Below are 26,195 nucleotides of genomic sequence, written 5' to 3'. Positions count from 1 at the left end.
ATTTAGTAAAGTTTTATTGAACGACCTTTGCGTTGGTTTGGCATCTCGCTCGGCAGTTCTTTCAGTCCTTGCCATGCGAGCATTGCCGAGATGAGACAGTCGTCTTTCTGTCCGGTTTCCGCTCCCATGCCGTACCTGTTGCTTTCACTGGTGTGAACGAATGTCATCATTTGGCTTACAGTTGTTTTGCTTGATAATCCGATATCCTCGTCACGCAGACCGGCTATGAAGTCATCGACCATTAAAGGTTTGGTGGTTTGAGTGGTTTTCCAGCCCAGTTCTTTTCTCTTGGTGTTGTTAGCTTTATCGAATACTGTCCGTTGATAGATATTCGTGTATTCACCCTTGAGAGCATTGATTACCGCCAGCCCGTGATTGTTTATTTCGATTACAGCTAGAGCATTGTTGAACAGTTCGGCTGATAGTCTGATTTTCTTAGCAAATAAGTCCGGTTGTATCTGTCCGATGTAACTTCCGACTTCTCGTCCGGTCATCTTGTCTATCACCGTGATCGCCGAGTCATCTTGTCCTATGCCCTCGGACGGATCGGCCCCTAAGCTGTAGAAGTGTCTTGAATTCGGTTCCTCGTATATCAGGATGTCATCAAGCTTTCTTATCGGTTGCCTTGTGAATTTGCTTTGGGCTTCGATGTACTGCTTTGGGATCACGGCTTTACTTGAGGCAACGAATGATTCCTCGATGGTAGCTGGATATTCTTGTTTGAATTTGTCAGTATCGCCACCGCAGAGGTTTTGGATTGCCCATCTACGCCATTTTAGTTGCTCATAGGTCAGGTTTTCTTTTGCTCGCAAGTCTTTCTCGTATTCGTCCAGCGTTTCGGCAAACTTCTTTTTATCGGCATCACTTGCAAAAGGTTGACTGTATTCGGTCATCAGGTGCCACGGAAGGAATACCAGTTCAAATTCGTTCTTTCCGGCCAGAGCATCTTGTACGATCTGGTAGAAGTATTCACCGTCACCACCGAAACCGTTGGCAGTTGATTCCAGAAAGACAGAGGTGTTGGGTAAGTTCGGAATTGATTGCATGACTGATAACATTAAAGCTTTGGCGTTTTTCCAGAATGCTACTTCAGAACCGTGGAAGTTATGGATGGTTAGACCTCTACCGATTTTTATCTTGTCGGCCGTGGCAATAACCATTCGACTTCGCAGTCCGGGATTACTCGTTCGGCCTTTCTCATCTGGGTTCTCAAAGACCATCTGCTTTTTGTTGTCGTACCGTCGCATTGGCTTAACATCAAACGGCAGGAGGTCGTAGAACAGTTTACTCATTGAGAATATCGCATCGGTTGATTCGGGTTCGTGGGCGACAATCAACGAATTGGTGTTTTCGAACCTCGCCGTTCGCTCGAATATAAGACCCTCGCAAAGCGTGGACACACCCTCTTGTCTGGCTTTAAGAATTATCATTCTGATTGGTCTCTTTTGGGCTTTTAACTGTTTTATTTTCTTATAAAACAGGGCTTGAGCGGTATTAAAATTTAAAGGAACAGTCTGCTGATCTTTGGTCTTTATGAACAGGCACTCCTCAATAAAATCTCTCGGATCAGCGTCGAAAAGATTCACGAAATCCACCAGCGTTTTAACCGTCGGGTGGTCTCTCTCTGGCTTTTTTGAGTATTTGTTCATAACTTAGGCCTGTTCCATATAATCCTTTGTGTTCGATCGTTTCCTTGGGACTTCCCAGTTCACGGTCGAGTATCTCTTTGCACGCGCGAAATTTTACATTGTCATCGGCACTGCCCATAAGGGCGACAAGCATTGAGGCGGCGGTCTCAACGCTCTTGTGCATGATCCATTCGGCTTGGCTTTTTTTGACTTCATTTTGGGTATCTCTATAAGTTTCGTATTCGTCTTTAAGCAAACCACCGAAAGCAAACCATTTTTCGACTGTTGAGACTGGGGTTTTAATCTTTCGGGCAATAACAGGATAAGACTCGCCGTTGTATTTAAGGCGAATCGCTTCTTGATACTTTGCATTCTTGATGTCAGCTTTTTTGTTCATTTTGTTGTATCTTGTTTCTGAATGTTGCCGTTTGGTGTATTTATAAATCGGCTACAAATTTCAGCGATCGCCTCACTCTCAGTTACTTTTGTTTCTTTTGACAGTGTATTTAACGCTTCATCGATCACGCCCTTTTGCGGATTGGTGACATTAAAACTCACAAGGGCAATGGTCTCTCTTTGCTTATTAATATCTTTGACTGCTTTCTCGACCTTTACGCCTTTTGCTTTGGCAAATGCAGTCACGGCTTTTATAAATTCATCGGCTGATGCTTCGGGGTCTTTGTCCACGATAAAGTTCAGCATGATGGTATTTTCTCGCTCGGCTTTTTTAAGCTCAATCATTTTCTTTTCTATTTCCTCTTTCACTAAGTCGAGAGCATCTTTAACATTGATGTCCTCCTCACCAAGATTCGAGGCAATGTCTTTGATTGAGTATCCGTTTTGGGTCAGCTCGTAGGCTAACTTGCCGAGTTTTATCTGTTGGTTTGAACCGTGAATGTTATCGGTCAGTCCATAAAGCTTGGCTTCGTCCTCATTTTTGAAATTGTGGATATTGGCTTCAATTTCAGTTTCGCCAATTTCACTGAGCACTTTCCAAGTGTGATATCCTCCCACGATCACATAGCCGTCTTTTACTTTCATGTTCGGCCAGACTCCCACTTGTATCGGTTTGGTTTGTCCGTACTTGGTCAGGGCTTTTTTAAGAGATGCGAATTGCCGAGCGTTCATCTCGTTTGGATTCCAAGAGTTCGGAACGCACTCTTTTATTTTCACTATTTTTATTTCGGTTTTTTCTTTTTTCATAAAGTTACGATCATGTATTCGATGTTGTTGCTTTGGTTTCGACCTCCGGCATTGGCCACACTCCATTTGTGTTCCATCATCTGCACTTCGGCTTTGCGATGTTTCTGCACCATCGCCAAAAGCTTTTCCGGCTTCATCCCCACATCCTCTTTATTTTGTCCAAGCGAGATGACCCATTGCGGAATATGTTTTGCCGACTCCAGCATTTTTTCCAAAAATTCATCGGCATCATTATTGGAGAAGCCACTTGCTTTGTTATCCAGCTTTTTGTTAGCGAGGATGTTATCTAAAATGCCGTACTCAACTTCGTAGGCAGAAGAGCCGGGGTAAGGAGGATCAAAATAAACAACATCACCTTGAACAGTTTTAAGAAAATCAAAAACATCTTTTTGGTGTATTTCGTTGTCTTGATGGTTGTCAAAGATTCCATGATTAATTTCGTCTTTTAATTTTTCCAAAGTCATCATCGGATTTTGGATCATTCGCAAGTTTTTCGGTGCATGCGACTTGGACCGAAGAGGCCACTCCCATTTTCTGGCTTCCAAGTCCAGTGTGTCCCGGGTGTGAGTAAATTTGCCAAACTGTCGGCATGAGAGAATAAACTTAATCAATAAATGCAACAAAAGGTATCGTTTAGTATCATTTTCTACTTTGTTGGCGGAAGCGAAGGCGTTATCTAAAAAGTCGGATATCTTGCTCGTGAATACTTTCGGGCAATAGTTTTTCTTTATAAAGCTGTCATGTTTAGTTTCAAAAAATAGTCTGGCCAAATCCTCGGATTCGAGTTTTACGGAATTATTGCCGATGATGGCCTTGCCGATAATAAGTGACCGGAATGCAATGTCGTTGGCAATGACTTTGTATCCTTTGGCTTTGGCGTAGAGACTCACTGATCCGCCTCCCAAGAATGCATCAATAAAAATTCCCTCCGTTTTTTTAATCGGTTTGAAAATGTACTTGACCAGTTTTCTTTTTCCGCCGAAGTAACTCGGCAATGCTTGAAATTTGCTAAACATATATTTTTTAAATCTCAAATCTCTACCACGCCCACATCCCTTGTATATTTTTTTATTACCCGAACCCTTGAGCTCGGGCAGTGTGAGGTCGATTAACAAGATTGGATGTCGACCGTTACGGGCGTGACAGAGAGCTGGTAACAAACAAAAAGAGCTCGCGATCGACTACCACAAAATGTGATAATTAATCGCAAGCTCTTAAACTTGGAATTCCTTTCAGGATGCCTCGTAAGGCATAACTCTATTTAGTTGTTAATTACATAATACTACTTTTCAAAAATGCATGCAATAGTTTTAACTGTGCATAATTTATTTACTCTCGATCGGGGATCATTTTACATAAAGCCCGCCACCAAGAGTAGAAACCTTTCGGTCTCAACGCACGAGTTTCCCCATACGACCATCCAAGGATCCCTGATGACGGGTTCTATATCTTGGATGGATTTTTGCCATGCCTACCGCATTGCGATAAGTTTAGGCGATTAAATTGTCACTTATTATTTTAATATAAAATGGGGAAAAATACCAGACTGAATTTATTTCCAGAAATGAAGAAGGGGTTATCCGCATTGCTGTGAATAACCCCTTTGGAATTTTGTAGCGACCGCCTTCGGCGGAGATTCAAGGATCAAATGACAAGGAGTCAAAAGACCCAAGAATTCAAGCACTCAAGGATCACTACTGCGAGACAAGACCGGAAGCCGAACCGTAGTGGCCGTTGGCACGGTCGACCCAGCGCGCGCCGAACCGGACCTCGCCGCCGACGAACCTGAAGCACGGAGACTCCGAGAAGTCGCCATCGGCACCCGGTGAGAACTCGTCCCCGGCACAGTCGATCCAGAGATCGTCATAGTGCTGGAGCCGTTCCGGATGCGTCAGGATCATGATCCCGATGGCGAAAGCCCCGAGACCGAACTCGCTGGCGTTCATGACTTCGCGTGCCCGGCGAACCGAACGGCCCCTGTGACGGAGACCGAACTGAGCCGAAACGACGAGAATGTCGTGATCCTTCTGCTCGTCACCGAGCTTCTGGAACGCCTTGCTGGCCTTCGTCGACTGACGGAGATACTGCGGACCGAGCTGGCCTTCACGGTAGTTGTAGAACGCACCGTTTCGGGTCTGCTTGATCAGGTCGAGCACCTTCTGCACGGCTTCGCCGTATGTCGGGGCGATCTTCTCCCACCTCGGAATGGCGAACCATCCTTCGGCGTTCAGGGGAAGATCCTGCTCGGCCAGCTTCTCATCGGCGTAGCCAATCCCGGGGAACAACTCGCGCAACCGGTTGGTCTGCTCGGTGATTCCCTTGGGCTTGTAGCCGGAGAGGTAGCCGTAGTTGGATTCCGTTTCCTCGTCTGCGAACTGGTTGCTCACGGAGAGTTCACGGACGGCCGTCACGATCCTTGCCTGGAATTCGTCGCCGTTTTCGATGAGCTTCTGAAGCCCGTCTTTGTCGAGACCCGTTTCTTTGAGCGCACGCTCAGCGGCGTCCTCGACGAACCTGAAGTACTGCTTTTTCTGTCCTTCGGTGATGCTGGTGATCGATGTTTTCATCGTCATCCTCCTTCTTTTTTGAATTCCCGGAGTCGCTCCGGTCAGCGTCTTGCCTCTTTGTGAGGCGAGCGTGCTGGATACAAAAATGACTTATATCCAATACGCTAACCTCACAAAATCGCTATATTTAGCCTTTTTAAAAGAACATTTAACTTCATGTCAGTATAGCAAATATCAACGGTTTTGTCAAGCGTTTTAATGCTACCTGATTTTAGGGTATAATAGCATTGAGCATAGGCTAATGCACGGCCGTTTAAGGATTGCCGTCGCCGAACTCTCTCATCAAGAGATAAACAACCGGAGTCTTGGGGATCACGGTTTCCAAGAGTGTGTTGCATTGAGGAGATACTGCTTGCTTTTGTTCAGTACGGATTCCCATACAGGATACCGTCGAATCAAATTCAGGATTGAGAGCATATAGTTCCGTTGCCAACGGGAAGTAAAGCTCGAGGTCTGGTGACAAGGACGGACAAAAGCAAAATTCCGGATGCCGATGGCGACTTCTCGAAGTCTCCGTACTTCAAGTTCGACGACGGCAAGGTCAAGTTCGACACGAACTGGGTCGACAATGCCAACGACAACTACGGTTCGGCTTCCGGTCTTGTCTCGAAGTCACTCCTCTTTTTTAAGAAAGGGTACCCTCACGGGTACCCTTTCTCTTACTCTACTCGGCTTTAACCGAGCGAATCCATCCTCCCAACATTCTGCCAATCTCATCGATTACGCTTTCAAGTATCATATATTTTTTAGCGTCTATCGTTTTTGTGTCTTTCATTAGTCGAATGAAGACTCTCAGCATGTTAAGTTTGAGGCTGGCCTTTTCAAGTGTTGGCAGTTTTTCTTTTTTCTGTTCTCCACTCGCTTTCATTATGCTTTCCAAAACATCCAAAATCGCATATTCAGACTTTTCAAAAACCGTGAAGCGGTCTTGTTTGGGAACGAGTTTGCGATACTCATTGAATGTTTTGTATAAGTCATAGCTTTTCTTAAAAATGGGAATATCAAAGTCATTCATAGTTTTAATTTAATTTATGAAGGTTTATACTAATTTATTCGAGAAGATAATTTCAATCCCTAACATTTTTACTTCATGGGAAGAATTCAAAAGCGACAAACGCAAGAGGGCGGATGTTCAAGAATTTGAATTCAACCTTGAGCCGAATTTGTTTGCTCTTTTCCGTGATTTAAAGGGCAAAAGGTATGTTCATTCCCCATACTCCGGATTTTATATTTACGATCCGAAAGTCAGGCATGTCCACAAAGCTTCGGTGCGTGATCGTATTTTGCATCACGCTATTTTTCGCATTCTTAATCCGCTTTACGACAAAACTTTTATAGCCAATTCATTTTCATGTCGAATAGGCAAAGGAACACATAAAGGAGTTTTAGCCGTTGAGCGGATGATTCGAAGTGAAAGTCAAAATTTTACCAGACCGTGTTTTGCATTGAAGTGCGATGTGAGAAAATTTTTTGATAGCATCGACCATCGCACCTTACTGAATATTCTCGGCAGGAAAATAACTGACCAAGATACTATGTGGCTTTTAAACAGAGTTGTGGAAAGTTACTCAGCCAGCCAGACCAATTTGTTTGATAGACAGGGTTTACCTATAGGCAATTTAACCTCGCAACTTTTCGCAAATGTGTACATGAATGAATTTGATCAATTCGTGAAGCACAAACTTAAGGTTATTAATTATGCTCGATACACCGACGACTTCGTTATTGTTTCGACCGACAGAGCGTATCTCGAAAACATCCTTAATCCAATTAAGGACTTTTTGGATAAGAAGTTACAATTATCGCTCCATCCCAATAAGGTATCGATCCGGGCGTGTCATCAGGGCGTCGACTTTTTGGGATATGTCGCTTTGCCATACCACCGCCTCGTGAGAGCCAGAACGAAGCGTAGGATATTTCGCAAACTAAAAGAACGCGTCGCCATGTTCAGAAGCGGAACAATCAGCGAGGATGCTCTTTCGCAATCTTTGCGATCATATCTGGGTGTGCTCTCCCATGCCAACGCCCACCAACTTTCGGAAGGTCTAAAAAATCAGTATTGGTTTTGGTTACACGATTAAAAAAACCTCGCAAACCATCCTTGCGTACACAAACGCAAAAAGTCCTTTGCGAGGCTCTCTTGGATGGTTTTGTGACCATGCCCTGATTCGGGTTTAGGCCTTATTCAGTTGTTTGCCTATTTTAGCAGGAAAAACCAATAATTGGCAGAATGTCTTGGAATATGGGCAAATGTTACCCACAGTTTGCAGGACTTGTATTTACGGCTGTAATCCGTTATAATCCACTATATAACTTATAGCGTTAAATTATTAATCAAAACTATAAATATGGACGACATTTTCAACAAATTTGACCATCGCATAAAAAATCCCGATCCACAAATCGTGGCTCTTTTGGCCGAGATTGATGGAATTCGAGGTGAATTTAAATCTGGCTTGCGAATGACTCCTCAAGCTATTACTAATCTCAAAAAATCTACACTGATCACTTCAGCTGGTGCTTCTACTCGTATTGAGGGTGCTCGATTGACCGATGAAGAAGTCGAGAAAGTTATGAGAGGTCTTGCTGTCTCAAAATTCGCCGATCGTGACTCTCAAGAGGTTCAGGGATATTTGGAAACACTTCAGAATGTTTTTGACAGTTATCAAAGTCTGCCATTAAGAGAAAGCTTGATCACTTCACTCCACAATCAGCTTCTTAAATATTCACACAAAGATGATACTCATCGTGGTGGATATAAAAAGAAAGAGAACACTGTTGGTGTTCTTGGACCGGACGGAAACATTGCTCAAATAATGTTTGAAACCACACCGGCTTTTCTTACTGGCAAAGAAATGCAAGAACTTGTCGAATGGACAAACGATGCTTTTGAGAAGAATCGTTTTCACAATCTTTTGATTATCGCAAACTTTGTCGTTGAATTTTTGAAGATCCACCCATTCGAAGATGGTAATGGTCGTCTTTCTCGTGTCCTTACAAATCTATTGCTTTTGCAGTCAGGATATCAATTCATTCAGTATGTTTCTCACGAGCAGATAGTTGAACGCAGAAAAGATGAATATTATATCTCTCTACGAAAATCACAAGAGACTTTCAAGACTGATCACGACACAATCTCTCCTTGGTTGAATTTCTTTCTTTCGGCTGTTAGAGAACAAGCGACAAAGGCATTATCATATCTCGAAGAGGAAAAGGTGGAAGATACTCTTTCACCAAAACAATTCGAGGTCTGGAAGCATATCTCAAGTGTCGGCGAGGCGGCTCCCGGCGAAATCGTAAAGGCAACAGACATTGCCCTCGGTACGGTTCGCCAAGCATTGGATCGTCTGGTTGAGCTCGGAAAGGTCAAGCGTGTCGGGCGTGGCCGTGGTACGAGATATGTAAAAATATAAATTTTAACAGGAAATCGCTATGAAAAAACAAGAAGATAAAAAAGAGGAAAATATACATCAGGAAGGTAAACGATATTTAAAGAAATTTGAAATCGTTGAGACTGATGTCGAGCTACCTATTCAGGGTCAGGTTCGTGATCCGGAAGACTTATATAAATTTCTTAAAGACTTGGAGAATGAAAATGTTTCCAAGATTATTGGAATTTATCTTGATGACAAAAATTTATTCCTTGGTCATCAAGTTTTCCTCGGGTCATCTCCCAAGAATTTCGATACTCAAATGCTTTGGCATTACTTCTCTCTATTTTTGGCCAAGAAGTTTATTCTGCTTATGAACCACCCGGGTTCTATTGATCCGACTCCGGATGAAGCGGACCGAAAGCTTATAAGGTCATTACAAGCAGACTCGCAGGTTTTATCATTCCATCCCAATTTTGAGGACTTTATTATCGTTTCAAAACGGTCGTACTTTAGTATGGCAACAAATGATGGCACAGCTTGTCGTTGTGGCCATCAGGAGTATATACCGGAATAAATTTATATTTTATGAAAGTATGGAAATAAATTAATTAGTCACAGACTGATTAAAAATTCATCATCAATCATTATGCTAAAAAAGAAATTCGATATTAAAAAAGCAAAATTTATAGACTTATTCGCTGGGATAGGTGGTTTTAGATACGCACTCGAATCTCATGGTTTAGAATGTGTTTATACTTCTGAATGGGACAAATACGCACAGATGACTTACGAAGCTAATTTTGGAGAAACACCGGACGGAGATATAACGAAAGTAGATGAGAAGAAGATTCCAAAACATAATATTATTTGTGCAGGATTTCCATGTCAGGCTTTTAGTATATCAGGTAAACAACGAGGTTTTGAAGACACGAGAGGAACATTATTTTTTGATGTAGCGAGGATTGCGAAATATCATAAACCAGAAATTTTGTTTTTAGAAAATGTTAAAAATTTTGCAAAACACAATAATGGACAAACATTAGAGGTGATAAAGAAAACCCTTGATGATCTTAACTACAATGTTTTTTATAAAGTTTTGAATGCGAGTCAGTATGGTGCCCCCACATCAAGAGAGAGAGTCTATATTATTTGTTTTAGAAAGGATTTAGATATAGATGATTTTTCTTTCCCGTTGCCAGTCAACAAATCAGTAAAGCTTCGGGATTATCTTGTTGACGACAAAGAGGCGGCTCCATATGTGATAAAAAGAGATGACATAAAAATTAGAGAAAAAAATATAACAGCCGATATTTTTGGAAATTATCCGCAAGGACCGATACGAATTGGCACAATAAATAATGGCGGTCAAGGTGAACGAATTTATAGCGACCTCGGACACGCAATAACATTTTCAGCGTACGGAGGAGGTGCTGGTAGTAGAACCGGAGCTTATCTTATAAATGGTAAGGTAAGAAAACTTACTCCCAAGGAGTGTTCAAGAGTAATGGGATTCCCCGAAAACTTTAAAGTGCCGGTGAATAAAACCCAAGCTTACAAGCAATTTGGCAATAGTGTGGTCGTGCCAGTCTTGAAGCAAATTATGAAACAGATAATTTTAACAATAGAAAAATAATATGCCTATAAATAAAGATCTAAAGAAAGCGATCCTTTTAGGATCAAACACTGCTAGGGGTGGTTTTAGAAACGAAGATGATGTCGTTGAAAAATTTAACAACTGGAAAACTGATGAAGATGCTCAAAAGTGGTTAGAGACTATGGGTTATCCGATTAAGGAAATAGAGAGGGTCGAAGCAATAAAATTGCACGGCTATAAAACCGATGTCCAAGTTCAAATTACGATCTATTTGAAAAAAGCGATTTCGGCTGAAAATATTTCAATAAAACTTGTCAGTAATCCACAAGGATTTAATCAGGTTGATAAAAGATGGGTAGAAAATTATATTGAAATGTGGGAAATTCCTTCTGATTTGGCGAGAGCACTAAAGCAATTTACCGGCGAGATTCTCCCAGAAAATACAGACGGATTACGAGATTCCCGAAGACTATTTTTGGATGAAATGAACAAGGCAGTACAAAATAAAATAATCGATTTTTTTACAAAAAATAAAATTCTCGTAGTTTCGGACATTCTAAAAGGAAGAGGAAAATTTTCAGCCGGTTGGATGCTTGTAGTGTTAAAATCAAAAGACGAAAGCAGATGGGTATTAAAATCAATAAATCACGCAATGAATGTGTTCGCAGAAGGCGAAGTTAGAATTACTCCACAAGGTAGTTTGAAAATTGGTAAAATTGGCATGCAAAGAAAGGGTGGAGATGGTGGTCGAGATTCCGCAAAGATGTTGCAATTCAAAATCAATCCTGTAGAACTTTTTAACAAATAATTTTATGAGTAATTTTCCTTATCCAAAAGGGTCGACATGGAGAAAGTGGGATTTGCAAACCCAGACTATTTTGGATGACAATTACATCCAGCTTGGAGATTATTCAGAAGAGTTGAAAAAGGGAAACACAACCGGTTGGCAACAATACATCACTAAAGTTGGAGGTGAAGCCAATGCATTGCTCTATGATTCAAAGGCTTATTTTAATGATACAAAAATTGATAAAAAGGAACGATGCACTAATCATGTTAGAAACTATTTTGCTTTTGTCGATGTCTTCAATCCAGAATTAGACTGCATCGGGATCACTGATCACAATTATTTTGATGACTGTCTGCTCGATTCTTTTATAGAGTATTCCAAGCAGTCACGATGCAAAATAATCCCTGGGGTAGAGATTAATTGTCAGGGCATCCACATGTTGTTGTTTTTTCCAAATAAACTCTACGAAAAAGAGACTTTTTCAGCTGGCATCCAAGCTTTTTTAATAAAATTTGGCATTAATAACAGAACAAATAGTTCTGGCGTTCTTACTACAACAAGCACTGACATTAAGGAAATAATCGACGAGGTTAAGAAAAACGGAGGCATCATAATTTATCCTCACTGCAATAGCAATAATGGTCTTTTTCAGGAACGCACAGCAACAGACCGAACACATTTGGCAGACATATTCAATCATCAAAAAGTTAACCTCTTACAGTCCCAGCACAATCAATCATCGGTTGCTGTATCGGACTATATAAAAACAAATAGCACGCTTACATCCAAATTCTGTTCGCACATAAGCTCGGACGCTAGATCGTTGCGTGATCTTGGCAAGGCTGATCAAGATAGCAATTTATTATGGATAAAAGCCGATCCAACATTTGAGGGTTTGAAGCAGATTGTTTTTGAGCCAGAACAGCGTATTTTTATCGGACCTCAAAAACCGGGAGAGAAAAAATCTTATTTTGTTATTGATAAGGTTCGATTCTTAGACAATACCGGTGATGTAAAGTTTGGAAGCGACCCTATTGAGATTAATCAAAATCTTACGACCATAATTGGTGGCAAATCAACCGGAAAATCGTTGCTATTGTATTACATGGCAAAAACTATTGATCGCCAAGAAGTACAGAGCAGGACTTCCGATAGCGGTGTCCCTGTAAAATACGATTTTGATACCTCCGTTGACTTCAATTTTGAAGTTACATGGAAGGACGGCCAACATACGCTATTGAGAACACCTGAAGGAACTACAGAGGATCACTCAAAGGAACGAAAGATTCTCTATATTCCACAGAGATATCTGAATACTCTCTCGGAGGCAAACATAAAAAGCCGTGAGGCGTTGAATGAGTTTGTTTTAAATGTCATCTTGCAAGACTTGGCGGTTAAAGAAAAATACGAAGAAACTGTTAGAGAAATAAAATCTGAGGTCAAAGCAATACCGACTGCTATCGGTGAATTGTTTTCTGATCGTGAGGAAATTAAAAAGACAGAAGATGAGTTGAAGCAGACCGGCGATGAAAAAGGTATCGAGAATTATATTAAGACACTTCAGAAACAAGCCGATGAAATTAAAGCTAAATCAGGATTATCAGAAGCACAATTAAAGCAGTACGAAGAGCTGGTTGCAAAAGAAAAAGAGATCAATGTTCAAATCTCTAATCTTGAGCAAGACAAAAAGACAATCAAGAGCTTGGGCTCGGACTTAACTTCACAAATTGACGGATTAAAATCCACAATCGAAGAGCACGAAGAGTATCTTAATGATGCTGACATAAAAGCAAAATTCAAGGTGGAGTTTAAAGTAGTCGATTCATTTGCACCTGGATTAAAATCTGCAAATACAAACTTAGTTACGGCAATTGATGGCAAGCTTAAAATCTATACCGCCGAGCTGGTCAAAATAAAAGCCGATCTTGCACCTCTATTAGCAAAGGTAAAATTACAATCAGAACTTCAAGAAAAAACAGATGCTATTAAGAAAGAACAACAGAAACTTAACGAGATTGCCATAAAGAGAAATAATCTAAAGACGAAGAAAGTTTCTTATAAAAAGAAGTCAGATGGTGTTATTGAGTCATACAAAGAGATTGTCCTTAAATACGAGAGTTTGCGAAATGAATTCAAAAAGTTTGAAAGTAAATTTGGCGAGATTACTCTTGGCGTACACATAAGTTTCAATGATGATGCGTTTAACTCGAATGTCGTCAAGGAATATATCAATAAGAATGATCTAAAACGAGTCATTGTTGAGGCGGAGTGGGGCGATGAGTTTATTTATAAATACGATCCGACAAAGCACTTAACCAATATAACAACGGTTTTCGAGGGGTTAGTCGGAGGCACAATAAACACGGTTAAGAACCGTCTGACGAAGGATGCTGTTGCAAAACTTTTGGAAAACTATTTTTACCTTGACTTCAAAATTTTCTATAAAAATGATTCCCTCGACAAAATGTCGCCGGGTAAAAAGGGATTGGTTTTACTTCAGTTGCTTATCAATTTAAGTGACGGAGAGTGGCCGATTCTGCTTGATCAGCCAGAGGATGATCTCGACAATCGATCCGTCTATGATGATCTGGTAGCTTTTCTAAAAAACAAGAAACTACAAAGACAGATAATTATTGTCACACACAATCCAAACCTTGTCGTTGGTGCTGATGCTGAAGAGACTGTTGTCTCGAATCAATCCGGGCAAGAAGTTGGGCGTGATAATAAAAAATTCCGCTTCGAGTATATATCAGGTGCTTTAGAAAATACATTTGAGTTAACTCCCACTCAAGAGTCAGCAATTTTATATAGAAAAGGCATCAGACAACATGTTTGCGAAATTCTTGAGGGTGGACAAGAGGCATTCCAAAAGCGAGAACAAAAATACAGTTTTCCTAACAAATAAAACTATGGCTGACGATTTAGACAAAGAAATTAAAAATGACAATGACGATGCTCCCACTGAAGAAGTGGTGGAGTTAATGGAAAATCATGATCTCGACAAGGAAGAAGCCGAGCACGTTCAGGAAATTATGGAGGAATACGGGTTAGACGAGGACGATGCGGTTGAACTGTCGGAGGAGCTGTAGAAAGCTCACCCAAGGGGCAAACAGGTGGCACAAAAGGCATTATAATGATAATTTATCAAGGATTATAAATAAATCAGGCTAGATACTTGACAAACTGGTCTGTATTTGCTATAATCCTATGTAAACCTAAAAGATCTTTGACAATCCTATCGTAGTAGCTTTTTGGCTTGAATTAGCCCAATTCTGGCTAAAAAGCTACTACGGTGGCTACGATTCGGTTCCGCCTCATAGTGGGGTGGGTACTGTGAATCGTAAAATCATGGGTCATCGCAGGGCTACCTGTTATAGGGAAACCTGCGAGACATTAGGAGGATCCGATGAAAAAGTCAGTGAGTTCAGAAGTGGCCGGTCTTATCCCGCAGTATTGGGATTTGACGGCAAGTACCGCCGAAGACATCGTGTTTTTCGGCAAGATCACCATCCGCGAGATGATTCGTTCGTGGCGGTCGCATGCCAGCAGTCTCAGCTCTCACATCAAAACGGTGGACGAGAGACTGAAGCTAATGATTGGCAAAACCGCAAAGGACATCATCAAGATCGCCAAGCAGACGGAGAATCCGGAATTTCCACAGATTGGTGTCCGCAAGGACAGCTGGGGAGATGACCCGGAACCTCTCGACGCCGCATCGATCAATCGTGAACATGGTGCAACCACCTTCAACGTTTGTGGTTGGTGCAAGTACACTGGTGGAGGTAGCTGTCGCTACAACTACCACATCTCGACCTCGTGCAGTATCGTCAACGATGCCGGCATGAAGGACGAGGATCGGAAGTTCAACACCCCGTGCGTCTTCAAGACCGCCGACGATTCGTTCTTTAATCAGATCAGGAACGGACTCGAAAGCACCCGGCAACGCCTCATCGAGGAGAAGCGACAGACTGATGAAAAGATCAAGCTGTTGCTGACGCTCGAAAAGCGTGCCGAGAAGAAACCGGCGATGCCCAACAACCGTCCGTACGACTGGTTCAACGAGAACGATCCCGTCATGTGCTTTATCGGCAAATGGCAGGAACGAATCGTCCCTGATCAGTTCGGAACGGCCAAGGTCATCAACGGCTACCGTCACCATGACGGATGCGTTTCGGTCAGCTACGACAAACGTGTTCACAACGGTGACTATCTCGAAGGACACGGTGGCGGCTACGGCATGTCCCGTCCGGAAGTCATGCATGTCTGGGAGTTCGAGTATCTGCTCGCTCACCCCGACTTCGCAAGTCTCTGGTCACGCAAAGGCACATCGAAGCATCTCGAAGGCTTCGATGCCGAGAAATTCCTCGGTGCGATGGCGAAGGAAGCCACGAGCCGAAACAAGAACTAACGAAACATCAACCGAAAACAAACGAAAAGGAGAAAGCATCATGAAAATGTACGAACCGATGGCTGGCGAGAACGTCAGCGAAACCGCTCGCAAGATGGTCGCTCTGGCAAAGAAGTCGAAAGGAACCGTGAAGGCAAAGTTCAATGACATCGAACTCACGGCCAACCCCGGCGACAAAGCTGACACGATCACGCAGTACTACCACACCGAGTCCAACCGACGTCACGAAGAGTACGTGAAGTCCCCCGAGTACAAGAAACAGCAACGCGAAGCCAAAGAGGCACAGCGACGCCAAGATCTCATGCTCGAAGGGGCACTCGCAACAGCTCCGGAGAAGATGACGCTCAAGGACGAGGAGGGATGGAAGAAGTCCGTCGAAGCGAACAAGGACGGCTACGGCAGTGGAGTGATCCGCTTCGCCGAACGCTGGGCCCGCCTTATGGAAGGCAGAATCGCTCACGGCGACACCGTCGAAGTGTGTGCCGAGGAAGCTTCTCATCTCGCCGACAACGAAGGCATCACCGGCTTTATGTACGGTGCGGCCGTATCCATCCTCTCGCAGGTGTGGGTACACGGCGAACAGCTCCGTCGCTGGCACAACCTCTCGACCCAGATCGGGACCGAGGGCGAAAAAGCCAACGAACGTGGTGGCGTGCTGAATCCGGCACTTCTCTGCGTCGACCCTCAGTAGGAACAGTAGTTCTTTCAACACAAAGCCCTAGCTTGGACACAATCCGAGCTAGGGCTTCTTTATTTCTAAATATTTAAAGATATCAATTATTTTCAAACTGGTGAACTATGTGGAATACTTGGAAAGGCTACGGCTCTGGCAACAAAGCTCGCCACAGGGGCAAACAAACGGCAAAAAAGGGGCTCAAAATGGGCTCCTTTTGCTTTATATCGTCACCGAGTCAGAATAAGCCGCCGAGGATTTCGAAACTGTCTGATAAAAGATCTATAGCTGTCGGAAGGAACAAGACAAAGATAATCGTAGTCAGCTTGGTTCCGGGATTGTTACCTCCTTTACGATCATCAATTGGAAGCAAAATAATCTCGACCTTTTTTCTTATGCACACCTTTACGGGTTTCTGACAGTGGGGACACCTGGTTATAAACACAGCCTCGGAATTGAAAACCGCATCGCGAAAAATAATTTTTGTGCAATGGGGACAATTGCCGACATTGGATTCATCTTTGTCCATACTGTTTTTTATTTGTGGGCTTTTTGAGCCCAGATCATAAATGATTAATAAACGATCAATTAATAGTTCAGGTTCGACCTCCTCCCCGAACCGTTAAAAGCAATCTAAGTATCCTCGACTGCTACCCACTTCTGTCCAGTCCACATGTGCTTCTTGCCGTCTATGATTTTTATCTTTACCCCTCCGATTGACATTTTTTGTGCCAACATCGACCGCATCTCATTTAAGTTATTCACAGTTTTTTTATTCGCTCCGTAATTCTTGTTATTTAATTCTTTTTCTTTATTCTTGTTAGTAAGTCCATTGGACCGATCCCACCGGTCTGTATGACCGAACTGCCGGTCAGGCTGACTGGTCTTATTTAAGTTCGGTCTATCTGACCTATCTACTTTTAAAAGGAAATACACATTATGAAATTTCTTGCGTTTCTTGTTTATCAGCCCAAGCTTGATCATCTGGCGGATACCTCTTTGCACGCTAGAAACGCTCGAGCCAATTCTGTCAGCGATAAGCTTATGAGATGGAAAACAAAAACCCTCCTGATTGGCGTGTTCAGCGAGGCAATTATAAATAGCAATGCCGATCGGTTTGATTCTGCTTCCATACTCATCGAGCAGTACTTTGCTAATCCAGAACCAATCGCCATTTCTTAAATCTCTTACTTTTATTTTATCGTCCAACATGGCCGTGAATAAAAAGGTGGACCGACCCACTGATCGCACCTTATTCCTCCCTTCACGCCTGGCGTCATTGAGGGGAGAGTAAGGCGCTATCTACCACTCTCTGGATTTCGGCAGAGCCCGGTCGATGTTGTCCATTGCTCTGCAAAAATCACGCCGAATAGTTGGATTCTCTAATTCGCGGATTGCAAAATTACTCAGCAAGCTCTCCCTCCTCGCCAAGAGTTCTCTCCGGGTCGGTGGTTTCCGAGTCATCCGTTTCCAGATTCTCTGAATTAATCTTTTGATTAGAATTCTCGTTGTCATACTTTTTGATGTGATCTAAATGCTCCAGTAGCATGAATGCCATGCGTTTGAAGCCAGCATGGACACGCCAAACTTCTTGCTTACTTGGCTCTCGGCCAAGCACTTCGGACAAGGCATTTTTGGTAAGCTCAATAAGAGCTTCCTCATCCTTTGTTGGTTTGGACATGTGATTTGGTTCATAAGAGTGACCTCACACTTTTATTGACCCCCACACGCCTTTTGGTTAAGCTTTTTTGCTTAACTTCTAAGGCAAAAAAATATCCTCGACTGTCACCCCCAACGCTAGGGCAATTCTTTGGGCGGTTTCCAAACTCGGTCTTTTATTACCGGTCTCATAACGGCTGATTGCTGTGTTGTACTTAAAGCCAAGAATTCGGGCTAGTTTGTATTGCGTTAGCCCTTTCTCGATTCTAAGTTCCCTCAGTCGTATGTTGGTTGGTGTTTTTTTCATAGTTTGATAAATTAGACCTCATAGTCATATTAAGCAATTTTGCTTAATTCGTCAAATACTCTGCTGTGGATAAGCATATTTGCTTAATCTTTACACATTTGCTATACTGTATTAAGATGTCGTTAGGATTATAAATTAAGCAAATAACAAAAATATGTCATTTGGCTCATATCTAAAAAAACAAAGAGAAACTAATAAATGGACGGCCAAGGATATCGCTGATCGCCTTGGTTTTTCTGCCAGTTATGTCAGTCAGTTGGAGAACGATGCCCGGCTTCCTTCGCAGAAGCAGTTGAGTCTTTTGGCTAAGGCTTATGAGGTATCGGAGGATGAATTAAGAAAGCAGTGGACCGAGTCCAAGATTCAAAAAGTTAGCCTCTCATCAAATTATAAAATCAACATCAAAGATGCTGGTGAGAAGCGTGTCGAAGAGATGACTCACAATTTAGAAGCTGGTTTGGCGGAGTTGAAAAAGACAATCACTGCTGACGAAGTAGCTCATTACAAGATGCCACTATTTAGCACGATTCCGGTGGACGATCTTGATCTGCATCTAAAACATGCAGACGAATTTATTTTTATTCCTAAAAACGGAATTGTGCGTGATCACCGTATATTCGGTATCAGAGTTTCTATCACTCCATTTCCGGAGGCAGGCATAATCGCCGGCGACCTGACTATGCTTGATGCGGATATTGAGATTAACGATGGAGACATCGTGGTACTGTCTACACCAGACGGTCTGGTCATGACTTATTATAAAAAGCGTGGCAACTCTTTAGAAATTACAACGAGTCAGCCCGGCATCAAAAAGACCTACCCTGTCGAAGGGGTTAAGCCGATAGGTCGATTGATTTATCACATAAAAAAATACTAACCCCAGGGCTCGCCAAGAGCCCTGCTGTTTTTTATAACAAACACTATGAGTACAAATTATTTAATCTACGGCCGTGTTTCTACCTCTCGTCAGGCCGAACGAGAATTGAGTATTCCGGCACAGGTCAAAGCGTGTCAAAAATATGGAATGGATCACAATTGGACTCTTGCACCGGATGGCATCTACGAGGAAAAAGGCGAATCAGCCAGAACGACTGATCGTCCACAGCTTCAAAAAATGCTTCACCGGTCAAAGACTGACACAAAAATTGATGTTATTTTGATGCACAAGCTGGATCGTATGTGTCGCAATGTCGCTGACTATGCGGCGATCAAGATGATGCTCAAGAAACACGATGTCAAATTGATCTCGGTGGTCGAGCAATTCGATGAGTCTTTTTCTGGAGAGTTGGTCGAGAACATTATGTCCTCAATTGCTCAATGGACATCTCAGAACATCAGCTGGGAGGTCAAGAAGGGTCTCAAGGAGGCCGTAGAGCGTGGTCGGTTCCCTGGAGTAGCACCAATTGGTTATTTGAATGATAAGAAAACCAAATCTTTAATAGTGGATAATATCAGGGCACCGTATGTGAAGCTTGGTTTTGAGTTGTACGCCACAGGAAAGTATTCGTATGAGTCATTGTCGCGTGAACTTAACAAGCGAGGACTTAAGACAAGAGGTGGCAAATCAATCAGTCGAAAAGCTACCGAGCACATATTGGCAAATACGATCTATTACGGACTTATAAAAACACGATCCGCAACATCTCAGGCAAACTTTCCATCTCTGATCACTAAGAAACTTTTTGACGATGTTCAAGAGATTATCGAGCAACACAATCACTACGCTGATCGTACACGCAAGCATTCGTATCCGATGGCTGGCTTTATGAGATGTGGTGACTGCGGATCAATGCTTTGTGGTCAGATGCAAAAAGGTCATCTCTATTATTCGTGTAGTCATCGTAAAGACCCTAAGTGTGTAGAAAAGAAATATATACGATGGGAAGATGTCGAGGCACAAGTCGCCGTTATGCTTAGTCGGGTGCAGTTGCCAGACAAATTCAAAAAAGTGCTTGATGCTTACTTCCAGTACTTCGCCAAGGAAAGATTGGATCAGGAAGATAAAGAGCGAAGAAGTCTCAAACAAGAGCTTATAAGACTTCAACAGCAGATCCGCAATATCGTTGTGGATCGCTCAAAACGCATCATAGACGCAGATGTCTTTATAAAGATTCAGGACGAGCTCTTAAGAGAGAAGGAGATGTATCAGGGTCGCTTGGGTGAGATGGAGAGCAAGTCCGATAAGTTCGTGCAGAAGTTTAATGAGCTGTTGGATTTCACTGATCATGCCGACCGAGTATTCCAGACGAGCGGACTGCAACAAAAACGAACACTGATGAAGCTTTGTTTCGAGGGATTCATCGTCAGAAAACAAAAACTGACGCCAATATGGACGCCAGTCTTTGATGTTCTTATGGACTTGCAAGTCTCCAAGATCGAACCTCCGAAACCGTCACAAGGCTCAAAAAGCCTTGCAAACACTTCGGTTCAAACTTGGAAATCTGGCGGAGAGGGGGGGATTCGAACCCCCGAGGGCTTTGACACCCTACTCGCTTTCCAAGCGAGCGCACTCGACCACTATGCGACCTCTCCAGATAAAAGGATGCCTCATAGAGCACCCTGTTTTACTAACGCCGTCTAAGCCGTTTCTTGATAGAAATAAACCACGCTCCAAAGGAACTGAATCCTATTTTAATAGGAGAATCTGCCTGCATTACCTCGCCTTGTTTCCATTGTTGGACTTTACGGCTGTGACAATACGGACACCTGTTAACAAAAAACCCGAAGGATTTAAAAAAACGACCGCAACTATGGCAACAGAGCTGTTTTCTTTTTAAAAATCCCCTGCTCACGCCGATAGAAAAAAGCGAACCGGTCAAAACCAACAAACAAACGAAAGCTAATAGCGCATAAACCATGGGATCACCTCCGTCGCCGCAGACTTTGCGGATGTTTGGGTTGATTTTTTCCCTCCCGCCTAACCATCACGCCACCCTTTTTACGGCAGTAAGGGCAGATCACATTTCTCTGGAGATTAGTCTTGAAACGCATATCACAAGACCAACAATAAGCATCCAGTCTGAGATCAGAACTGTTCCTTTTCGCAACTTTACTCATGACTTTTCTCCCTGCCGTAAAAGGCGTTGCGGTTTAAAAAGGTGCAAAAAGCGTAAATGTATTATACAGTAAAAAACTGAAAATGTCCAGTATAAAAAACCGCCCCAGTCAATGGGACGGTTTTTGCAATAAAGTTATTTCAGAGCGTCAATCGCGGCATTAAGTTCGGTAGCCTCACTAACCAAATCGTCTTGGGCCTCATGACCATTGCCGACACGGAAATATTTGCAACCCATAACATAAGTGGGAATGGATCCTTCCGGATTGAATTCCTGATAGACAGCCAAAGCATCGGCCGGCACTTCTTTTTCTACGGCCGCAGTTAAAGTATTGTCACCGGTATCAAGTTCCCAATGATAAGCCTTGATTTTTCCGGCTTTGACCGCATCAGCAACCACCTTATCAAAGGTCGGCTTGACCCACTCGCAGTGCGGACACCAAGTAGTGGAAAACAAATAGACTACCGGCTTGCCGCCTTCCTTGCAAATAACAGCGTCCTTCTTTTCCAGAAAAGTTGAAACGCCGGCGGCCGTCGGTTTGATTGATTCCGGAGCATCCCCGACAGGTTGAGTAGTCTGGGCTATTTGATCGGTTGTATCAGTTATTTTGGCCGAGTTGGCATCTTGACCCTTAATCATAAACACCGCCATGATAATCATGCCAACAACGGCAATAACGGCAATGCCGGCAAATAACCCCAGTAAAAACTGCTGATCTTTTAATAAACTCTTGTTTTCGCCTTCCATAGAATTAAAAATTATTTTTAGGTAATAATATTATAGCTTTTTCTTAGCCGTAAAGCAACTATTTTATCTCTGGTTTCTGTTTATGCCAGTCCGTGGCCAATTGATATTGATGGCCGACGCGCAAAACCGTTTTTTCATCAAAGCGCTTGCCTAATAACTGAATGCCCACGGGCAAATTATCAGTCAAACCTGCAGGAATGGTCAAACCGCAAATGCCGGCAAGCGAGGCCGGAATAGTAAAGACATCGGCCAAATACATTTTGAGCGGATCATTAATGTTCTCCCCCAACTTAAAGGCGGGAGTCGGCGCCACCGGAGTCAAAATCACTTCCACTTGTTCAAAAGCCCGATCAAAGTCTTCGCGCACCAAGGTGCGAATCTGCATGGCTTTCTTATAATAGGCGTCATAATAACCGGCGGATAAAGCATAAGTGCCGATCATGATACGACGCTTGACTTCGGAGCCGAAACCTTCGGCGCGGGTGTTAGTATAAATATCCAGCAAGTCGCCGGATTGCTTGGATAAGCCGTAACGAATGCCATCATAACGCGCCATATTAGAGGACACTTCCGACGGACAGATGATATAATAAGCGGCCACGGCCAAATCCGTATGCGGCAAAGAAATATCAATTATCTCCGCGCCTAATTCTTCCAATTTTTTAGCGGCTTCAAGCACCCGCTCGCGCACGCCCGCATCCATGCCCTCAACAAAATATTCTTTGGGTAAGCCTACTCTTAAGCCTTTAATGTCCTTCTTTATTTCTTCCGAATAATTATCCACGCTGATATTGGGCGTGGTGGAATCTTTTTCATCGCGGCCAGCCAGATATTTCATAATCAACGCAATATCCTCAACATTCTTGCCGAACGGACCGATAGTATCTAGCGACGAGGTCATGGCCATCGCGCCATAACGGGAAACCCGGCCATAAGTCACTTTCAAACCAGAGACGCCGCAGAATGAAGCCGGTTCGCGGATGGAACCGCCAGTGTCAGTGCCCAAGGCGTAAAAACACATATCGGCAGAAACAGCCGCGGCCGAACCGCCGGAAGAACCGCCGGGCACGCGATCCAAATCCCAAGGATTACGTGTCGGGAAAAAACCGGAATTCTCGGTTGACCCGCCCATAGCAAACTCATCAAGATTGGTTTTGCCCAAAATCACCGCACCCTCATCGCGCAGCTTTTTGACCACAGTGGCGTCAAACGGCGGAATATAGTTTTCTAAAATTTTAGAAGCGGCCGTACTGCGCAAACCCTTAGTGCAAAAAATATCCTTGATGGCCACGGGGATGCCGGCCAAAGGCGAAATAACATCCCCTGTCTGCAATAACTTATCGGCGACGTCGGCTTGCGCCAATGCTTCTTCTTCGTTTAAAGTCAAAAAGGCCTTAATCTTGTCGTCCTGTTTTTTAATTTGCTCAAAACAAGCCAGGGTTAATTCCCGACTGGTGAATTTATTCTCTCTCAAACCGGTAAATGCTTCTAATAATGTTAACTTATTTAAATCAGACATAATATTGGCAGCTGACGTGTAACTTATAAAAAACTAAAAAATTATTTGTTTTCAAATACCTTAGGTATCACAACATAACCGTCACGGCTGACCGGCGCGCAGGCCACTAATTCCTCGCTGATACCCGATTCAATAATGCGGTCATCGCGGCTAATATTGACCAACCCGGTAACTTGGGATGTCGGCTCTACCGCCGTGGTGTCCACGGTCTGCAAAGCGTCCATATATTCAAGAATCCCGGACAGTTGTTCCGCGTATTTGGCTTTTTCCTGGGCGGTCAGATTAAGACGCGCCAGCCTAGCGATATGTTCTACTTGTTCTATGGTTAATTTCATAAATTTAGATACAAAAATATTACCACCGAAGCGGAAATAAATCAAGGCTAAAAAAGAGACACTTAACTCTTTGGGTTAGTTCTCCGATTAACCCGGCCTGCCAGCTTATCGGCCGTTTTCATCCTGACGATGAAAGTCGTCCCCTGGCCCTCTTGGCTATTGAAAGTTACAGAACTGTCATCATGCGCCTCAATGATGCGCTTGACGATGAATAATCCTAAACCCGAGCCGTCAGCATACATATCCACGGCGTTCTTGGCGCGGGAAAACTTATCAAACATTTTGTCCTTATCTGCCTGAGGTATGCCGATGCCCGTATCAGCCACTTCCACTACTAAGTAATCACCGTCCTGTTTTAAGGACAAGGTTACCGAACCTTTAGCCGTATATTTAATGGCATTATCTACCAGATTATACAGCGCCTGTTCCAAAAAATCAGCGCTGGTCATGACCGGCGGCAGTTTTTTAGGCGGTAAAACCAAATTAAGCTTCAACCCCTTGTTAATTGCTAAATCCTTAAGATCTTCATAAATTGACTTAAGGATGTCCTCCATTTTATCGGGCTTAGCAGTTAAGGGATCAATTTTAAACTCTTCAGTATCCACTTCGGAAGCACGCAGAATATCACCAATAATAACATTTAGCTTTTCCGCTTTATGATAAATATTATCAAAAAACTTTTTCTTTTCTACCTCCGGCAATTTATCCATGGAGCCATCGCGGAACATGGAAATTGTACCCTTAATGACCGAGACCGGCGTTTTGAGCTGATGGCTGGCAATATCCAAAAATTCGGAACGCATTTCCAATAGTTTCTGTAAATGTTCGGCGCGATGCAACAATTCCTGCGTCTGTTCATCCACTTTTTTCTGCAATACTTTGTTAAAATTTTTAGTCTCTTGATAAAGCCGGGCATTATCAATAGCAACAGCCGCTTGCAATGAAAGTGTAGAAAGCAGGTTAAGATCCTCCTCGGTATAAGGATCGCCGGAACTTTTAGAGCCTAAAACAATTATTCCCATCAGTTTTCCCGATTTTAGCAAAGGCAAACATAACGAAGCCTCTATGTGATGCATTTCTTTCTCCAGAGAAAGCAGGGATTTCTTCTCTTTGTCGGTTTTGGCGTCCCTAGCCAAAAGAAATAGCTCTTCACGTACTAACGGCTTAGATATTTGCTTTAAATATTTAGTAAAAAAACTGTCTTGCACCAGAGAAATGCCGTTAGTAATATTAAAGCCGGTTACTTTAGCAATCCTATAATTGACTACGGATCCGTCATTTTCTGCCAGAAGCACGCCCGCCCTGTTCAACCCCATAGTCTTTTTAATAGTACTGACTATTAAATTTATTATCTTATCAAGGTCGTTGTAATAATTAAGTTCGCGGGTCAATCCAGATATGGTCTTCTGATAATCATAGAGAGAATAAAAAAAATATTTATTAACAAAATTGGAGAACAACCTATGAAAACCAAACATAAAAAAAACAAATAGCGGCGCCACTACGATTCCGGCCAAAATCGTATAATTACTATAAATACTACCCCACAAATAAGGGTAAATAATAATAATAACTGAATAAAAAAGATAGACAAAAACAGAATCAATACCATAAATAACGAACCACCTGACTATCACTCTCATATCCATTAAGCGATATTTCAAGATGGCGTAGGAAATGATAATGGTGAAAATCAATCCTGACAAATAAGAAAAAGGATAGATACTGATGCCATAAGCCGGGAGATAAGCAGTCGGACCAATGGTGAACAAAACCAAAAAAGCGATGAAAAAATATTTAATCTGATATTTAAGCAAGGCCGAATCAACTTTTTTATAATATTTATAAACCTCAAAAAACCAGAAAACCACATAAAAAGAAAAATAAGCTAAAAAGAAATGATGAAACAATCTGGCCTTAGTATGGACTCCCCATTTATAATAAAAAGCGTCAGCCACAAAATAATCGGTCTGACTGACGATTAAGAAAAATATCGATAAAAAATAGGCTGAAAACAACCAAAAATTAGCTTTGCGATTAGTCAAGGCTAAACAAAAATGATACATGAATGCCGGAATAAACACCACTGATCCATAAATGAAACGATCCCAATAAATTGCTGACGTAATATCATCGCGATTTAAAAACATCATAAAAGTGCCAAACAGCCAAAGAGAAATAACCAAGGCATGTAAGGCAAAAGTAAAATTCAACCGGTTCCTAGGGTTTCTTAATAAAACCAAGACGCCTAAAATGAAAACGAAGATGGCGCTGATTAACGGATATAATGTAGGCAAGCTCATCATTTTTTTTGGAAAAAATAATATTCATTACT

At 42.6% G+C, this 26,195-nt stretch carries 23 protein-coding genes and 1 tRNA gene; 10 read left to right on the top strand and 14 right to left on the bottom strand.

The window, feature by feature from the left end:
- Positions 1-2 precede the first annotated feature (2 nt).
- From WC473_04685 to avd, 6 genes are all read right to left on the bottom strand, one after another.
- On the bottom strand, positions 3-1,649 hold the full coding sequence (locus WC473_04685) for a hypothetical protein (GenBank protein MFA5125084.1): 1,647 nt from the start codon (positions 1,647-1,649) through the stop codon (positions 3-5).
- Positions 1,603-2,025, bottom strand: coding sequence for a hypothetical protein (locus tag WC473_04680; GenBank protein MFA5125083.1), 423 nt, complete (start codon positions 2,023-2,025; stop codon positions 1,603-1,605). The genes WC473_04685 and WC473_04680 overlap by 47 nt, the downstream gene beginning before the upstream one ends.
- Positions 2,022-2,831, bottom strand: a complete 810-nt coding sequence (locus tag WC473_04675) for a ParB/RepB/Spo0J family partition protein (GenBank protein MFA5125082.1) — start codon at positions 2,829-2,831, stop codon at positions 2,022-2,024. The genes WC473_04680 and WC473_04675 overlap by 4 nt, the downstream gene beginning before the upstream one ends.
- Positions 2,828-3,847, bottom strand: a complete 1,020-nt coding sequence (locus tag WC473_04670; protein MFA5125081.1) for a DNA adenine methylase — start codon at positions 3,845-3,847, stop codon at positions 2,828-2,830. The genes WC473_04675 and WC473_04670 overlap by 4 nt, the downstream gene beginning before the upstream one ends.
- Positions 3,848-4,525: 678 nt before the next feature.
- Positions 4,526-5,398: a hypothetical protein gene (locus WC473_04665; protein MFA5125080.1), complete on the bottom strand. Its 873-nt coding sequence runs from the start codon at positions 5,396-5,398 to the stop codon at positions 4,526-4,528.
- 664 nt (positions 5,399-6,062) lie between these two features.
- Positions 6,063-6,413 (bottom strand): diversity-generating retroelement protein Avd, encoded by a 351-nt coding sequence (gene avd, locus WC473_04660; GenBank protein MFA5125079.1) that lies wholly within the window; start codon positions 6,411-6,413, stop codon positions 6,063-6,065.
- A gap of 16 nt (positions 6,414-6,429) precedes the next feature.
- Here avd and WC473_04655 point away from each other — a divergent pair, with 16 nt between their 5' ends.
- The 9 genes from WC473_04655 to WC473_04615 all read left to right on the top strand — a co-directional run bounded on the left by WC473_04655 (position 6,430) and on the right by WC473_04615 (position 16,255).
- Entirely contained in the window at positions 6,430-7,479 is a 1,050-nt protein-coding gene (locus WC473_04655) for a reverse transcriptase/maturase family protein (GenBank protein MFA5125078.1), read from the top strand.
- Positions 7,480-7,746: 267 nt separating this feature from the next.
- Positions 7,747-8,811: a Fic family protein gene (locus tag WC473_04650; protein MFA5125077.1), complete on the top strand. Its 1,065-nt coding sequence runs from the start codon at positions 7,747-7,749 to the stop codon at positions 8,809-8,811.
- Between the two features lie 19 nt (positions 8,812-8,830).
- Positions 8,831-9,346 carry a JAB domain-containing protein gene (locus tag WC473_04645; GenBank protein ID MFA5125076.1) on the top strand — a complete coding sequence of 172 codons (516 nt, stop codon included), beginning with the start codon at positions 8,831-8,833 and terminating at the stop codon, positions 9,344-9,346.
- Positions 9,347-9,418: 72 nt separating this feature from the next.
- Positions 9,419-10,405, top strand: a complete 987-nt coding sequence (locus WC473_04640) for a DNA cytosine methyltransferase (protein ID MFA5125075.1) — start codon at positions 9,419-9,421, stop codon at positions 10,403-10,405.
- Position 10,406: 1 nt separating this feature from the next.
- Positions 10,407-11,174: a type II restriction endonuclease gene (locus WC473_04635; protein ID MFA5125074.1), complete on the top strand. Its 768-nt coding sequence runs from the start codon at positions 10,407-10,409 to the stop codon at positions 11,172-11,174.
- A gap of 4 nt (positions 11,175-11,178) precedes the next feature.
- On the top strand, positions 11,179-14,061 hold the full coding sequence (locus WC473_04630; GenBank protein ID MFA5125073.1) for a hypothetical protein: 2,883 nt from the start codon (positions 11,179-11,181) through the stop codon (positions 14,059-14,061).
- A gap of 4 nt (positions 14,062-14,065) precedes the next feature.
- On the top strand, positions 14,066-14,245 hold the full coding sequence (locus WC473_04625) for a hypothetical protein (GenBank protein ID MFA5125072.1): 180 nt from the start codon (positions 14,066-14,068) through the stop codon (positions 14,243-14,245).
- A 317-nt stretch (positions 14,246-14,562) separates the two neighbouring features.
- Positions 14,563-15,564, top strand: a complete 1,002-nt coding sequence (locus WC473_04620; protein MFA5125071.1) for a hypothetical protein — start codon at positions 14,563-14,565, stop codon at positions 15,562-15,564.
- A gap of 40 nt (positions 15,565-15,604) precedes the next feature.
- Complete coding sequence (locus WC473_04615) at positions 15,605-16,255, top strand: hypothetical protein (protein ID MFA5125070.1); 651 nt, start codon at positions 15,605-15,607, stop codon at positions 16,253-16,255.
- A gap of 615 nt (positions 16,256-16,870) precedes the next feature.
- Here WC473_04615 and WC473_04610 read toward each other — a convergent pair.
- The 3 genes from WC473_04610 to WC473_04600 form a co-directional block, all read right to left on the bottom strand.
- A complete protein-coding gene (locus tag WC473_04610) occupies positions 16,871-17,449 on the bottom strand; it encodes a helix-turn-helix domain-containing protein (protein MFA5125069.1) in 579 nt (192 codons plus the stop codon).
- Positions 17,450-17,639: 190 nt separating this feature from the next.
- Positions 17,640-17,918 carry a hypothetical protein gene (locus WC473_04605; GenBank protein MFA5125068.1) on the bottom strand — a complete coding sequence of 93 codons (279 nt, stop codon included), beginning with the start codon at positions 17,916-17,918 and terminating at the stop codon, positions 17,640-17,642.
- A gap of 78 nt (positions 17,919-17,996) precedes the next feature.
- A complete protein-coding gene (locus WC473_04600) occupies positions 17,997-18,203 on the bottom strand; it encodes a helix-turn-helix transcriptional regulator (GenBank protein ID MFA5125067.1) in 207 nt (68 codons plus the stop codon).
- 154 nt (positions 18,204-18,357) lie between these two features.
- Between WC473_04600 and WC473_04595 the strand changes: the two genes are divergently transcribed.
- Positions 18,358-19,080, top strand: coding sequence for a helix-turn-helix domain-containing protein (locus tag WC473_04595; protein MFA5125066.1), 723 nt, complete (start codon positions 18,358-18,360; stop codon positions 19,078-19,080).
- 1,565 nt (positions 19,081-20,645) lie between these two features.
- Here WC473_04595 and WC473_04590 read toward each other — a convergent pair.
- The 5 genes from WC473_04590 to WC473_04570 all read right to left on the bottom strand — a co-directional run bounded on the left by WC473_04590 (position 20,646) and on the right by WC473_04570 (position 26,166).
- A tRNA-Ser gene (locus WC473_04590) sits at positions 20,646-20,735 on the bottom strand.
- Positions 20,736-21,394: 659 nt separating this feature from the next.
- Complete coding sequence (locus WC473_04585) at positions 21,395-22,006, bottom strand: thioredoxin family protein (GenBank protein MFA5125065.1); 612 nt, start codon at positions 22,004-22,006, stop codon at positions 21,395-21,397.
- Positions 22,007-22,064: 58 nt separating this feature from the next.
- A complete protein-coding gene (gatA, locus tag WC473_04580) occupies positions 22,065-23,525 on the bottom strand; it encodes an Asp-tRNA(Asn)/Glu-tRNA(Gln) amidotransferase subunit GatA (GenBank protein ID MFA5125064.1) in 1,461 nt (486 codons plus the stop codon).
- A 41-nt stretch (positions 23,526-23,566) separates the two neighbouring features.
- Positions 23,567-23,860 (bottom strand): Asp-tRNA(Asn)/Glu-tRNA(Gln) amidotransferase subunit GatC, encoded by a 294-nt coding sequence (gene gatC / locus WC473_04575; GenBank protein ID MFA5125063.1) that lies wholly within the window; start codon positions 23,858-23,860, stop codon positions 23,567-23,569.
- A gap of 62 nt (positions 23,861-23,922) precedes the next feature.
- The gene (locus WC473_04570) at positions 23,923-26,166 is read right to left on the bottom strand and encodes an ATP-binding protein (protein ID MFA5125062.1); all 2,244 of its coding nucleotides are present in this window, start codon (positions 26,164-26,166) and stop codon (positions 23,923-23,925) included.
- Between the last annotated feature and the right edge of the window lie 29 nt (positions 26,167-26,195).

The sequence above is a fragment of the Patescibacteria group bacterium genome, assembly GCA_041650895.1.
Lineage (GTDB): Bacteria > Patescibacteriota > Patescibacteriia > 2-01-FULL-39-33 > 2-01-FULL-39-33 > CAISTG01.
This window is presented reverse-complemented; position numbering and strand designations above follow the sequence as displayed.